This window comes from Labilibaculum antarcticum, assembly GCF_002356295.1.
GTDB lineage: Bacteria > Bacteroidota > Bacteroidia > Bacteroidales > Marinifilaceae > Labilibaculum > Labilibaculum antarcticum.
The window spans coordinates 959,639-975,564 of the sequence record NZ_AP018042.1; the positions used below are offsets into that span (position 1 = coordinate 959,639).

A 15,926-nucleotide genomic window follows, 5' to 3' on the forward strand; every position below is an offset into this window, starting at 1 on the left:
TTATTTCTTTATCAAAGACTATTTTTTATTGTAAAAATCCGAAATTATTTTTTTATTTCCATTTTCATAAGCCCACAAATACTTACCAGTTTCATCAACGCATTTCTGACTGATATGATGTGGTAAAAGGGAAATACAAGGATAGCCAATCTTGGATTTGTACATTTCTAAATGCTGCAAGTATTTCTCTTCGGTGAGTGCTCCCGTATCGTTTCCTCCAATATGATCGAGATTGATTCCTCGCCCTGGAGATGATTTTAAACTCACTGCATAATGAGTCTTCACACGTGCTGGCCAGTCGAACTTATCATTCAACCACACATCATTTGTTCGGGTAACATCGGTAAATTTAGTGAAGAAAATATCCGGCACATGAAATTCCATTTCAATATTTTCATCAATACACTTGGCTGCTTTGTACAATTCTTTGTGAATGTGAAGCATGTCCGATTTGGTATTGTATGACATATCAATTTTGAATTTCATCACCCCCATTTTATAAAAACGATCAATAGTTTCCGATGCATATTCAAATATATCTGATTTCGGATTTAACCAGCGAATATCATCTGATTTATTAGAATCTTCACCGGCTCTCCAACTTCCCAGCATATTAGGATTTCTTTTTGCCATAGTACTTGCAGCATGAATCTTTGGAAATCCGATCCAAAGTCCCGGAGTAAAACCCTTTTCAGTAATCATATCCATTGTTTTCCTGAAATCAGGAAATTTCTTTGGATCAGGTGTCCATGAACCAAAACCAGAATTGATTGTTCCATCAGGAAAAGTTCCCCAACCATGATCTAAAGTCATTTTCCCTTTTGGATAACCATATTCAATAATCTTATCCAAATAGTTGGCAATGAAATTATGATTTAGCAAGTTAAAATGTTCATGCCCCTTTGTAGACAAGAATTTCTGTTCCACCCAAGTGCAATATTCAACATCAGCCCAAAAACGAGGATGATCTATCATTGGCTTGATATCCAATCGGCTCATCATTTCTGAATTGTACGCCTTCCATGCTTCATCACCTATTCCGCTCTCATCAATAAATAATTCCTGTCCTTGAGGAACAGTAATCGTTAAAGTCTCCACACCATCAAAGCTAAAAGTCGAATTTTCAAAAGCGAAAGTTGTCATGAAACCTACAAATTTACCATTTGCATCCATGATAATCGGGGAACCAGACATACCACTGGCAGGTACCGTAAATGGGTTGTGATTAAATGCATCATTTCTGTAATAGTGAGCTCCTCCTCCTTTTTCGGCAGGTGTAGATATACTGTAATAAGGACAAAACAAAGGCTTAGTTACTTTTAGCACGACTTTTTCGGCGCCATTCACAACATTAAAATCAGTAGTCGATCCTTGTTTTATTGCCGATCCAGCAACCTGTGCCATAGAGCTTCCTGAGATTCCTGCCAATGCAAATCCCATTCCCGCCTTTTTTATAAAATCTCTTCTATTACTCATTTAAGTATCTATTTTTTTTTCAATTCTCAGTACCATATACTAGAGAGACTAATCCTCTTTCAATTGACTTCTTAGTTCCATGATCTCCTGCTCTTTGCCAACTTTTTCCAAACGAAGCAGTTTTATTTCTTTATGAAGTTCAATTATATCCATAGGCATGTCACTCCTGTCTTTTTGAATGATTACAGTTTGCTCTGAATTTGTTTTTATTGAAGCTTTTTGATATTCATTATTAAAAAGCATTTTCAAACCTGAAAGTTCAGACTCAATGGTCAGAGAATCTGATTTCAATCCATTTGAATAAGCTCTCAATTTTATCGATCCAGCTTTTGTTGTGGCACGAACTAAAACCGTAGCAATTCCCATTTCAGTTTTCACTGGATTTCCCATGTTGAATTTTCCACCAATAATTTCGGCAGGACCATCTACTTCAAAATAGACATATTCAGAGGCTAACACCTTTTTCATACCATCAGGATCAACAATTGTAGCACAAAAAGGAATAATATCAGAGCCATCAGCTATTAAATTCATTCCTTCATCAGCAATACTCAATTTTAAACCTGCTGATTGTTCTGGATAATTTTTCACATCCCTTACCACAACTTTGCCATTGATTAAGCCTTCTGCAATCATTTCAACCTCTTTTGTTTTTCTTCGCCAAGTACTTTTAATCACCTCAAAATCGAATACATTTTCGAAAACAAATGGGGGATGCGGCATATCTGCGTAAGCTTTTTCGCTTGAAGGTTTTTGAGTTGCCACCAATTCTCCTAACCAATACAAACGTATTTCATCACAATTGCTAAAAATAACAACATCTTTAGGTGAAACTTGAGTTAATTCATTTGTATTAAACAGCATTGGCCCAGTTTCAATTCCATTCACCTTATAGTCCACATCATATTGACTTTTGTACACATAGTAAACATATTTAGGCAAACGAATGCCGTTTAGTAATCCTCCCCAGAATGGATCTGTATGATAACCTCTCTGATGATCAATTCCTGCCCATTTGGCTCCACCAAGACGAACTTTAGGTGTAGGATATCTATCATTTAATTCTTTTGCTTGTCTTAATGCCTGAGTCAACATGGCTTTCTCTCCCCACTCCATTTTAACACGACTCATTGCATTTTGAGATTGCCAGTTATCAACCTCCCAACCATCACCATACTCACGATTAAATGAATTCACATTTTTATCATCTCCATGATAATACATATCCAATCCGCCTTTTTTAGCTTCTTGATGATCTGTAACTGTAAACATTCCTGGAAAAGGATATTCTTCGTGTGCAATTTGATGCATATTATGCATTGCATGATCAGGCTGGGATGGTGTTTCATTTAAGGCTGTCTCCCACATTAATATGGAAGCTACATTTCGATCTCTTCGCACCAACTCTCGGGTGTCATTATACAATCGTTCTTCAAAAATGGGGTTCTTAAAATTAAAGAAATGCCAACCAGGATTAGCCGTAGTTGTTAACATGCCCAATTCATCACAAGCATCATAAAAAGCAGGATCTTGTGGATAGTGTGCAGCCCGAATAATTCGACAGCCACCCTCACGAAGTAATTTAACATCTCGCCATTGGCCTGAATTCGGAAGAGCATTTCCGATGTAACTATAATCTTGATGACGATTGGCACCAATTAATTTTTGATCGTAGAACTTCTTATTAATAAATAAACCTTCAGCACCTCTCATTTCGAACAAACGAATTCCAATACGAGTACGCATCTGATCAACTATTTTTCCATTTATAATAATTTCGGTACGAACAAAGTGTAAATATGGATCATCAGGATGCCATAAATGTACATTTTCAGCTACGAACTTATTTGACAATTGTTGCTTGGAACCAGCTTCCAATTTTACTTTTTGCGAAACTTCCTTTATAGATTGCAACTCTTCATTCTCTAATATAATCTTTACCGTTGCATCAACAGCTTTTTTACTTTTGTTCGAAAGCTCTGTTCTCACCTCCATTTTAGCATCTTTCCCATTCACATCCATAGTAGCAACAAAAGCTCCAGCACCAGCTACTGTTTTGCTCAATTCGGGAAAGGTAAAATGCACCGAAGAAGTTTGTATTAAATAAGTATCTCGATAAATCCCACCGAAATAAGCAAAATCAAGTCCACTTTGATTCTTACCCGGTAAATAAGTCTTATCGTCACTATTGTCAGCTAAAACAGCTATAATATTACTTTCTCCTTTCGGGTTAATCACATCAGTTATATCAACTGCGATTGGTAAGTAACCTCCAAAATGCTCAGCCAACAAGTTGCCATTCACCCAAATCTTACACTTGCCCATAATGGCTTCAAAATATAGAAAAGTTCTCCCTCCTTCATCTTGATTTTGAATCTCGAATTGCTTTCGGTACCATGCTTTACCTTGATAATTGCGACCTCCACTACCATTCTCTCCCAATATTTCCAATCCATGCGGTAAGTTTGCAGCTTCCCAATTGCGATCATCAAAACTCACACATTCTGCTCCGTCAACATCTCCTTTATAGAATCGCCATCCTGGATTAAAATTCCAAACGGATCGCGGACTATCATCAACAGCGTAAAATCCGGCAGTTGAAAACCTCTGCTTTGCTGTGTTTGTCTCATTTAAATTTAATAATGCCTGACCAAAAGCTCTTCCTAATCGAGATTGACCTTCCGTATTGTAATGTACATTATCCGAATGTTTGGGATAATCACTCCAACTTGTATCGGTTGATGTTTTAATGCATGAAACTTTCGGGTCAGCATCTGCCTCCTTTACCATTGCTTTTCTTACCATTTGCGGACCTTCGGGAAAACTCCCATAGGTGGAATTGATTTGTCCGAGTACAAATGGCATGTTGGGTAAGTTGAACTCTCTGCGGTATCCTTTTATCAGTTTTGCCAGACTTTCTTCATAAGAGCGGGCACTAACTTCTTTTGCTGCATCATTTTCACCCTGCATCCAGCACATGCCTATAATTTTATAATCTTTACCTGCATCTATTAGTATTTGCAAATTCTGCTTGATATGAGATTGATGAAGTCTATAAAGTTTCAGATTCCGTTTAAATCCTTTGGCTTCTACCGCCATTGCTTTTTCGGCAGTCCATTCTGGATTCCAAGCACCATACAATGCAGTTCCTCCTTGAGTCGTTTTAACAAACAAGTATTCTTGTGTTGGATTTTCTTCAGCCAAAGTCAAGCCTAAAAACAACTCGGGGCCAAATACATTCCCAAAACCACGTTTGTCTTTTTGATATTGTGAAAAAACAAAAGAAAGCGGTATTGGTATCTTTCCATCTACACTCAAACTTACTCTTTCTGCCACTTTTTCAATTCTATTCTTTGTGGCTTCCTCCAATTCGTCAAAATTACCAGCTCCTGCCATATTCGACTGACCTGCGAGTAAAACTACCCGAATGACTTTTTCAGAATTCGTCTTTGCACTTGCGGTGAAAATTGAAGTCGAGATTTGAAATACGATTAAAATCAGGCTGAGTAGTTTCATTACAATGTAGATTTTATATTTATTGGTGAGGATTCTCAGTTAAGCTAAACTGAATTTGTCGAACGGGAGCAAAATCGGTGTTTTTATAGTAAGTTGTGAAGTAGGTATAGAATGTCCCCTTGTTCTGAATAAATCCGATAGGAGAACGAACTTCTTTCCATTTCCATTCCATTCTCAGAAATTAGTAAGCTGAAATTTTCATTGCCTCCAATCTCATCAATAAGAGCCAAATATTGATCACCAACTTTAAAAACATGAGGCGATTCATATCTTATGGGTAAATTTAGGGGCTTATTGGGAACTACAGATTTCCATTGTCCGGTTAAACGATCTGCTGTTGCCATTCCAATTCTCCAATTGGAACAAGGCTTATTTTCAGTATTCGCACTGCCATACAAGGCGTACCATTTATCTCCTATCTGATAAGGTGAAAACCCGGTAATTCCCTGTAAACCCTCCCACTTACTATGCTCAGATCTCTTAAATACAAGTTCCCCTTTGGCAAATGGTCCACTGATTCCATCAATTCCCTTCGTTTGAGATTTGGAACACATCACCGCGCCATCGTAACGAAGGTAAAAAGCATCAGTTCTTGATGGAGACGATTTGTATTGGATATAAAACAAACACCAAAGCTGATCCTGTTTGGAATAAACCCATTTCGGATTGTAAATACATGAATTTGGTACTACACCAGTTGTATCGTATGCAAATTGCAGTAAAGTGCTTTTTCGTTCCCATTGCTCTCCATCTGCACTTTGCCAATATCCAAAACGGTTGTTAACAGTTGGTAAATCACTAAACCTCTCATTAATAATCATATGATAGGTATCACCCAGCTTTTTCACATCGCCACTTTCAAAACCATATTTAATAGAGTCGCAATCCGGATGATTTTGACTAATTCCTGCATTCAGATTGAGTTCGGCTTGTATATTCACCAATGAAATATTTTTCGATTTTTGCCCACAAGAATTTAGACCGATGATAACCGAAAAAATGAAAACCTTTGTGAATAAATTCATGAGTTTGGAAGTTAACTAATGCAATTTTTACTAATGTTTTATTTTATAATACCGCGATCTAAAAATGATCTGTTCTGAAAGAGGAAGCCGGCAAACCAGCTGTATTAAACAGACAGCCGTTCAAATAACTCTTCCATCCATAACGGACTATTGTTGGCTCTTTAAGCTCATCATTCCAAACAATCAATTGGCCTTTTTTTATTTCTGCTTTCGCAGGATGAAAAACCTGATCGGCACCAGCAATTTCGAAATCTTCAAGTTCATTCTCCATACTACATACACCATCAGGAGCATAATCGAAAGACATGTAAGCTTTGGCATCCTTTATTTCCATTGATTTGTAGACAGGTCCGCAATATTGAATTCCCTTAAAGCCATAAGTTTTAGCCAAAGACCAGTATGCCAATCGTTCCCCAACCTCTTTCTTTTTAGGTGGATGTATGCAATATTCCTGACCGATATCGAGTGTTACAGCCATTCCGGTATTGGGAACTGTAAGCATTGTTTTTAATTGAGATTCTCGTAATTCTACCCACTGTTCTCCTCCCCACTCCAGGGAAGATATTTGCACAAAATAAAAAGGGAAATCACCCAAATTCCATCGGTCTCTCCAACTTTTAATCATTGCGGGGAACAATTTGGTGTACTGTTCGGCATTGAATCTATTTCCTTCTCCCTGATACCAAATAACACCTTTCATTGTAAAAGGAATGAGTGGATTAATCATGCCATTGAACAAACCGGTTGGTGTTCTCTGCTGATAAGAAGACTCCTCGTTCATAACAGTCTCAAACTCTTTAAAATCAGCCGCGATAACATTTCTGGGTGTCCAGGCTTCGGCGGGAGTTCCCCCCCAACTGCTACAAATTAATCCTACAGGAACTTTCAATTGTTCTTGCAACATTTTCCCATAGAAATAAGCTACAGCACTCCATTCAGCAGAAGTTTCGGGTGTGGACAACTCCCATTTTCCATTGCAGGAATCCTGTGGCTTGGTACTTATATTTCGTTCTACTTCAAAAAAACGAAGTTGAGAATTTGAGCTGTTCAAGATTTCCTGATTACTTCCATAAACAGGTTGTCCGATAAAACCTTTCAACGGCATTTCCATATTTGATTGTCCTGAGCAAAGCCAAACCTCGCCAAGCAAAATATCACTTATTTGTATTTGCACAGAACCTTTAATATCTAATTTATAAGGACCTCCTGCATCATGAGTTGTAAGAAAAGTTTTCCACTTGCCTTCAGTATCGGCGTAAGCAGTGACTTGTTCTCCCCAGCTAGCATCAATACTAATTTTAGTATTGGGCTTATCCTTTCCCCATATTGCAACTTCAGAATTTCGTTGCATCACCATATGATTACTAAACATAGATGATACATTTGTTTGAGCCTGTGAAAAAAACACGCTCAAAACCAGAATACTAAATAAAAGTCCTTTTTTCATCCTTATTTCTCCTTTAGGTAAGTGTCAAAATCACTCTTGTTCACCCAATGAGTAGGAATATCTTCGCCTTTCATATAACGGTTATAAAAATCTTTTACCGGACCAGAATATTCATATTCATCAAATATATCGCCATTGCCCAAAATACGTGGGTCGGCTTGCTCCTTTAACTCAGTCTCCATTTGAGTTTTCATGCTCAATACTAACTCTGCAAAATCTGTATCCTCAATTAGGTTTTTCATGCAGTAAGGATCCTTTTTAATATTGTACAGCTCATCGGAAACTCTTTTTCCGAAATTCATCTGCCAATATTCCATTTGCCCTTTCTTGCGACGAGTATCTAAAATGTATGATTTAGTAGGACTGCCATCACAGTTTAAATATCCAGTCTCAGGATTTCCTTGTGGCCATCTCTCCGTTTTAAAATTGTGTAGATAAAGAAAATCGCCTTTAAAGATTCCTCTTACCGGATATCCTTCGTCATTCGGTCTTCCAACATCATGACGTTCTTTTCCAACAAGAATATGATCTCTGTCAGCACTTACTTTTCCATCTTTCTCAGAATAAAAGATATCCGTTAAGCTTTTTCCTGTAACAGGTTGCATTCCTGCACCTTTGGCCGTCAACCCTGCCAATTCCAGATAGGTAGGTGTAAAATCATTAAAGTTCACAAAATCGCTAATAACACGCCCCGGTTTCTTAATTCCTTTTGGCCACATAATTGCCAAAGGCAAATGATTGGAATACTCATAAACTTGTCCCTTGATTCTTGGAAAAGGCATTCCATTATCAGCTGTTACGATCACTATTGTATTATCCAACTCTCCAATCTCCTCTAGCTTTTTCAACATTTTTTGCAAATGAGAATCGAAATGTTCAATTTCAAAAGCATAATCAAGCATATCCGTTCTAACGCTATCAACATCAGGCCAAAATGTAGGCACTTCATCAATTTCAGACGTAATTTTACCACCCTTGGTAATTCCCGTCTTAAATTCATAACTCCGATGAGGTTCTTTGCTTCCGTACCAAAAACAAAAAGGTTCTCCCTTAGGTCGGGCTTCTAAAAAAGCTTCAAAATTTTTCGCATAATCGTTATCCGAGATTCCTGTGGTCGGAGGTGTTGCAGTATGAATATCGAATTTTGGACCCGCTAACTCTCTGGGTTTTCCATTTATTGATCCAGGTTCTCCCGGAGCCCAACCTTTTGCTATACTTCCAACCCAATAACCATTTTCGCCCAAAGCTTCGGCATAGGTTTTAAATTTTGCCGGAAAATAAGGTGCATGATTCGCCGCTTCTTCCAATTGCCAACTATTTCGCCCGGTTAATATAATAGAACGGGAAGGTGCACATTTTGCATTTGGTGTGTAGGCATTTGAAAATAGCAGACCTCTTTCAGCAACTTTATCGAATGCCGGTGTTTTCACCCAGTCGCAACCATAGGCACCAAAAGTTTTCCATGATGCATCATCCGCAATAGCGAACAGAATATTCGGCCTTTTAACTTCCTCTTGTTTTGGTTGACAAGACGATACACTTGCCAATAAGGCAATACCAGATACAAAAGTCAATAACTTATTCATGATACTTTTCTTTTTATAGAAATGAACTCAATTAAAATCCCATATTTTTCTCAACAATCAGACTTTTCTTAGTTGCTTCATCAGCAACAATAGCATTTTTCTGATCTCCTTTATAAACATTATCAATCACCTGAACATCACGACAATTGTCGAACTCAAAAAGTGGTGCCTTTGGATGGAGAGGTTTCGCATCATTCGTTTTTGTGATCTGATTTCCTTTAATAATCAAACCATCCACACGATCGGCCCAAACAATTCGATTATCGAAGTTTTTAATGGTATTATTTTCAAAACGAATGTTACGATCGTAATACTCATCCTGATTAAATTCAGCACCTAAACGCGGAGTGATATACATTACTGCGTGCTCAGAACCACTATATGCACAATATTCAAAATGATTGTTTCTAATTAAAACATCTTCTACCGCCCCCGATTCAAACCAATAGTAAGACTCCCCACGAAATAAAATGGAAGACATCATTGACGAGAAATTATTATTCTCGATTACAATCTTTAAAGGCGTTTTTAATACAATATTTCTAGCACGATGATCGCGAATTTTACATCCACGCATCGTAAATGTAGGATTCCATGTTTTATTTTCGAGTAGATCTCCTGGTGTCAAATTCCCAGGCAACTGATCTTTAAAAGTAAGCTCAATATATTGATCATTAACAACAGAAACTGCAGTAACTGTATTCTCAGAAGCACGTTTTACACTTGGTTTATGTACAAACCAGATAACATCATCTTTTCCAGCAAATTCAAATCCAAGCTGTTGTCCGTGTTTAAGACCAACTCTTACGGTATGAGAATCCATCACTTTATCAACCTGAACATAGGTCCCATGAACATTGGTCCCATCATCCAACATATTTTCAAATCGGCAATCTTCTATCAAAATGTCACCTTTGCAATTGCAAAAGTGAGTTGCATCAGCAATTGTAGTAACCACTCTGTTTGATCCTTCCCGTAAATAAATTCCACATTTGCTTATAACTGCATTTTCGGAGCGTTCAAACAGGAATCCCATGCCTAATGCAGAATGAACAACAATATTCTCAAATCGAGTATTTTTGGATGAGATAACTTGGAAAGCAGGAGCATATCGATTTTCTTCCTTGCCACCTTTTGAGTGTAAAATGGATCCAACTGGAGGATAATTCTTTAATTTCTCATGAAAACGCAGAATTCCACCATCCCTTTTCTCAATCCAACGAGGAGTACTAAACACATCAAACCCACCATGAACAACACGTTGTTCCTTAGCATCGAAAGCGAGAGTACTGCCCATTTCGCTGTAATTAAATCCATCAACATTTGGGAATTCAAGTCTTCCATTGTGCAATTCCCATGAAAAACCTTCTGTAAATGGTTTTACATCACGCCATTCTTCTTCCGGATTACATTCAATCACTTCTCCCTGAAAAGTGAAAGGAATATCCCAATCGATACTAAGATTCTTAACACTTACATTTTCACATCCTTCGAACTGAAAAGGAAAAATTTGTCCGTGGAAAATAAATTCGGCTCCATTACCTTCTATCTCAACAGATTTAAAACCTTTCATAGGAAAGATGATCCTCTTTAAACCATTTTCATGATTGGTAATAAAACAGTACTTCTCAAAAGCATAATCCGGTTTAAAATGATATATCCCTTTTTCAAATACAATATTCACGTCCAAATCTGAAATATTTTCCAAAGCTTCCCGAAGTATTGGAGTCATATCCTTATCGGATTTTTTAATCTCAATTACTTCTTTTGCATTCGCTCCAAACGAAACAAATAAGATCAATAACAATACTAATCTCCCAATCCTACTTCCTTTACTCATTTTACAATTATTCATTTTAACACCTCTTATCATCTATCAACAAAAACTTAAAAATAGTAAGCCTAATTTGTCCTTTGAAATCGTTCCCATTCATTTCATTAAACGAAAACTGAAAACAATATTCTGATATCAATACTTTAATATCCTGAAATCAAAGTACCTGATTAATCCTCTTACTTATGTAGTTGAGGATTTATTTAGTGTGTCTGAACGTAAATAATAATACTAATTGAATAGATGTAAAACCGAGCAAGGCTAACTGATATACTTCTGATTAATAGATATTAATCTAAATATTTCTTACTGGATTCGGCTGCAAATTTACCCGGAGTAACATTGTACTTCTCTTTAAATAATTTGCTAAAGTGAGTTCTGCTCTTAAAACCGGTCATCAAATAAACTTCGTTAACGGACAATTGATTTTGCACCAAAAATTCGGCAGCTTTTTTCAATCGGTAAACTTTCAATAGTTCAAATGGGGTTTGATCGGTAAGAGCCTTTACTTTTTGATAAAAATGAGTACGATTAAGGTAGAGTTCCTTAGCAAAACTGTCCAAATCCAATTCCTGATTGTCCAGATTCTTTGCCATTAATTCGTAAAGCTTCTCTAAAAAGACAGCATCATTTCCTTTGTCTTTATTCTTATCTAAAGTTAAAGGAAAATCAATTTGATATCTCTGACGTAACTGTTTTCTATTCTGCAGTAAAAACTCAGTTCTTGCGACTAAATGCTGCATATCAAAAGGTTTTTTGATGTATGCATCGGCACCTTCTTTTATTCCTTTTATTTGATCTTCGATTGTGGCGCAAGCTGTTAGTAAAATTACCGGAATATGACTGGTTTTGATATCCGATTTAATATGTTTGCATAATTCCAGTCCATTTAACTCAGGCATCAAAATATCACTAATCACAATATCAGGCCACTGTTCTTCCATTGCCTTTAAACATTCCTGCCCATTTGAAAATGATTCAACCTTAAAGAATTTGGATAAGCTTGCAGAAACAAAACTTCTCATATCATCATTATCCTCAGCAAGGAAGATGGTAGAATCCGAAAAATCTCCACCAATTTTAATTTCTGAAAGATGGTCGCGATTCGAAATAGAAACAGCCTCATCATGTTCTTTCTCTATTGCTAAAATTTCTTTTTCCCTGACTTTAATATCATCAGATACATTTTCATCTATTATTGGCAAACGAACAGTTATGGTCGTTCCTTTATTCAGTTCACTCTCGGCACTTATAGATCCATAATGCATTTCTACAAGTCTTTTCGTGAAAGCCAATCCAATACCAGAACCACCGGTATATTCGCTGTGTTTAAGCTTCGACTGATAAAATCGTTCAAAAACAAATGGTAAATCATCCTCCGTTATGCCTCGCCCTGTATCTGTTACTTTAAGAATCAGATTTCTATCCACACAAGTGTATTCAACTTGGATAGTATCTCCCTGCTCGGTAAACTTGAATGAATTATTCAAAAGATTATTTAAAATCTTCTCTAATTTATCTTTATCAACAGTAACATATACATTGGGACAATCAAAGGTCACTTGTAGTTTTTTATTAGAATTATTCGCCATAAACTCAAAATCAGAAAGCAAGTCACTTAAAAATGATTGGAACCCAAATGTTGAATAATGAATTTTTAGTTGGTTGGCATCTGATTTTTGAAAATCATGCACCTGATCAACAAGCTTTGAAATCTTTTTTGATTGTCTTTGTACCAATTCAAGTTTTTCTTTTACATCAGAATTATTCTTAAAACGTTCCAGTAACAAATCAACTGGTCCTGATATTAAGGTAATCGGCGTTTTTATTTCATGAGAAATATTCGAAAAAAACCGAAGTTTGGCAAGATTAACCTCTTTTACATTGTCTTTTTCTAATTTCTCAATTTGCAAGTTATGGTTTAAGCTTTGAAATCTTAATACATAAAACATCACCAAATAAACAATCAATATCAGTAGTAAAACATAAGAGATGTAAGCTGGTGTCGTTTCCCAAAAAGGAGGTGTTATAATTATTTTTAATCTTCGTGGTTCTGTCCATTGCTTTATGGAATTAGAAACCATTACATTTAACTCATATTCACCAGCTTGCAAACCACTGTAGTAAATATTCCTTTGATCAGAACTTACTTCTACCCATTCATTATTAACAGGTAATAGCTGATATTTAATAAAGTGATTATCTGGTGTTGAAAAATGGAGGGATTTTACCTCAATGGAGAATACATTTTCGTCATAATTCAGCTCAATCTCTTCCAGTTCATTCAATCGCCGATCTAGGAGTATTCTTCCTTCAACAGTATCACCTGGCAACACCAGATTATTGTACAATTTAAAATCGCCAAATTCCAGCACAGGAAGATCTTCTTTATCAGGCAAATCCTTAGGATTATAATAACAAAAACCATCCAATCCAGACTGCATCATCACGCCATTTGGAAGTTTACAGGATGCAAACCAAAAATCTTCGAATGGTAAACCATCTACTAAACTGAACTTTCGAAATCTAAAATCCTTAGTATCAAACTTATTCAATCCAACATTTGTCGTAATCCACAAGTTATACTCATCATCATATAATATGTTCTTAACTGCATTGTTAGACAATCCATTTTTTTCTGAAAATGCAATAAATTCCGGTTCCGTATTACTATTTATTACCTTACAGATTCCACCTCCTTCAGTTCCAACCCACAAATCATTATTTGGCAAACGGATAACTGAAGTAACAAAATTTCCTGAAATGGATAGTTTGTTGTTTTTATCCTTAACATACTGTTTGATTGTAAGATCCTCTAATCCACCATCTCCTTTGGTTTGAATTCGAAACAATCCATCAGAATCAGCACCTAACCAAATGAAATTGAAAACCGGATCAACATAAACAAAGCGAATGAGTGAGAGTTTATTCTTCTTAAAAAATGGATGATCATTTAATAAAATGATATCATCAACTGTACCATCACTCTCTAAACATATTTTATATACATTATCAAATGCTCCAACCCATATATTTCCTTTTTTATCTTCAGAAAACGATCGGATCACAATTCCCTCATCTATTATTCCATCAATAACTTTCTGAACTGTTTTAGATCCTTTTTTTACCCTAAAAAGCCCACCTGCATCAGCTTTCCTCATCCAGATATTCTTTTTTGAGTCAACAAATACAGAAGTAATCTGTAGTCTCTCTTCTTCGCTTAAATGAAAAGGAAGAGGTTCAAACTTATTTTCAGTTACATTAAAAAGAGCAATACCTCCGCGAGTCGCAATAACAAAAACCCGATGATCATCTAATACAGAAAAATGGGTTACCAGATTTGATGACAAACCAAATTTATAGTTCATCTCGGTATTGAATTTTCCAAAAGGATTGATATCCAAATCAAACTGAAACAGACCTTCATTAAAGGTCCCGAACCAGCACCCACTGTTAGTGTTTGGAGCAAAACAACTTGATCGTAAGGTTGATTTACCAGCATTGAAACGCGAGATCTTGTATTCTTTATTATCCTGCAGTAAGTCAAGATCATCAAGATAAATTATACCATCACTTAAGGTACCTAACCAAAGATTACCTGACTTATCGATTGATGCTGTCTTGAATTGTTCTGATTTTAAATAAACGCCTTTAAATTCAAAACTAAACCCCTCATTACCTTTGCGATAATCGACCAAAGCAAAACCATCATCCAAGGTAAATAAAACTGTATTTAAGTCGATTTTTGTAATTGAGTAGTTAAATGTCAATTCATTCTCGAGAACTGGAGACATTTCCTTTGTTTCCAAATTGAGATGCATTGGACCATTTGATGTTGCGAATAAGTAATTCGATTTATCAAGTTCAGTCCCATCATAAAATTCAACATTAACGTCAGAATCATTATATGGTGGTAAATATTGTTGAGCGAATGAAGTATCATCATTAAAAATAAGAACTCCATCTCCTTCAGTTGCACAAACGACAATCCCATTTTCTTTATTAATCAGAATGTCTCGAACTATTGGACCACGAACTCCTTTGTTAAAAAGTTTGTTAGTGAAAATATTTTTAAATTGTTCTTGGGAATAGTTATAAATAGTAATTCCTTCATCGGTTCCAATCCACAAATTCCCTTTACTATCTTCGGCAATCGACCTCACTCGATTACTGGCTAACAAATCCTGATCCAGGGTATTCTTAAATATTTCTAATTCATATCCATCATATCTATTAAGGCCTTCGTAAGTTCCAAACCACAAATAGCCTCGGGAATCTTCCAAAATGCAGGTTACTCCATTGTGTGCTAACCCCTCTGAAATAGTAAGTTGTTGAGAACTTTCCAGTTTTTTAACTAAGCCAAACGACTCAGTCAAAGTAAAAATTAGTAATATTATAAGGACACAGATCTTATTGGACATTCTCTTCAACTTAAAATAACACTGTAAATAATATTTAAAGGACTAAAATAATCAATCCTTGATGAAAACACAGCTCAAAAAATAAAAAATCATTTTTCAGATAAAAACTATCAGTAATAACAATTTAAAATAAAAACAAATTAGAAATGAAAGGCATTCAAGATTACTACCCCGACCATTTTGCGCAATGTTACGGTTGCGGCAGGTTAAATGAACATGGACATCAGATTAAAACATTTTGGGATGGTGAAGGAACTCTTACCCGCTTTGTGCCAAAAGAATATCACACAGCGATTCCCGGATTTGTATATGGCGGCTTACTGGCCTCGCTGATCGATTGTCATGGAACCGGATCTGCAGCATTGGCTCTGGCAAAAGATCAAGGCATTGAACTATCCGATACAAATGCACCAAGATGTGTTACCGCCTCGTTACAGGTGAAATATCTAAAACCAACACCCATTGGTGGAGAATTAGAAATAAAAGGGAAAATTAAAGAAATTGGCAAACGAAAAGTAATTGTAGAAGCCGAACTATATGCAAATGGAGTGCTTTGCGTGGTTGGTGAAGTTATTTCGGTTTTAGTTCCTGATAATTTTGGGCTGTAAAAAAATAGGCCAT

General features: G+C 36.2%; 8 protein-coding genes. 1 reads left to right on the forward strand and 7 read right to left on the reverse strand.

Annotated elements, in window-relative coordinates; translation table 11 throughout:
• Window positions 1–18: 18 nt before the first annotated feature.
• The 7 genes from ALGA_RS03530 to ALGA_RS03560 all read right to left on the reverse strand — a co-directional run bounded on the left by ALGA_RS03530 (window position 19) and on the right by ALGA_RS03560 (window position 15,305).
• A complete protein-coding gene (locus tag ALGA_RS03530) occupies window positions 19–1,476 on the reverse strand; it encodes a twin-arginine translocation signal domain-containing protein (protein ID WP_096428021.1) in 1,458 nt (485 codons plus the stop codon).
• Window positions 1,477–1,524: 48 nt separating this feature from the next.
• Window positions 1,525–4,992, reverse strand: a complete 3,468-nt coding sequence (locus ALGA_RS03535) for a sialate O-acetylesterase (protein ID WP_197705693.1) — start codon at window positions 4,990–4,992, stop codon at window positions 1,525–1,527.
• An 83-nt stretch (window positions 4,993–5,075) separates the two neighbouring features.
• Window positions 5,076–6,017, reverse strand: a complete 942-nt coding sequence (locus ALGA_RS03540; protein WP_096428022.1) for a glycoside hydrolase family protein — start codon at window positions 6,015–6,017, stop codon at window positions 5,076–5,078.
• 58 nt (window positions 6,018–6,075) lie between these two features.
• Entirely contained in the window at window positions 6,076–7,464 is a 1,389-nt protein-coding gene (locus ALGA_RS03545) for a sialate O-acetylesterase (protein WP_096428023.1), read from the reverse strand.
• Window positions 7,465–7,466: 2 nt separating this feature from the next.
• The gene (locus ALGA_RS03550; RefSeq protein WP_096428024.1) at window positions 7,467–9,050 is read right to left on the reverse strand and encodes a sulfatase family protein; all 1,584 of its coding nucleotides are present in this window, start codon (window positions 9,048–9,050) and stop codon (window positions 7,467–7,469) included.
• 31 nt (window positions 9,051–9,081) lie between these two features.
• Entirely contained in the window at window positions 9,082–10,905 is a 1,824-nt protein-coding gene (locus tag ALGA_RS03555) for a right-handed parallel beta-helix repeat-containing protein (RefSeq protein ID WP_197705694.1), read from the reverse strand.
• A 269-nt stretch (window positions 10,906–11,174) separates the two neighbouring features.
• Entirely contained in the window at window positions 11,175–15,305 is a 4,131-nt protein-coding gene (locus ALGA_RS03560) for a hybrid sensor histidine kinase/response regulator transcription factor (protein ID WP_096428026.1), read from the reverse strand.
• 146 nt (window positions 15,306–15,451) lie between these two features.
• Here ALGA_RS03560 and ALGA_RS03565 point away from each other — a divergent pair, with 146 nt between their 5' ends.
• Entirely contained in the window at window positions 15,452–15,913 is a 462-nt protein-coding gene (locus ALGA_RS03565) for a PaaI family thioesterase (protein ID WP_096428027.1), read from the forward strand.
• Window positions 15,914–15,926: the final 13 nt, after the last annotated feature.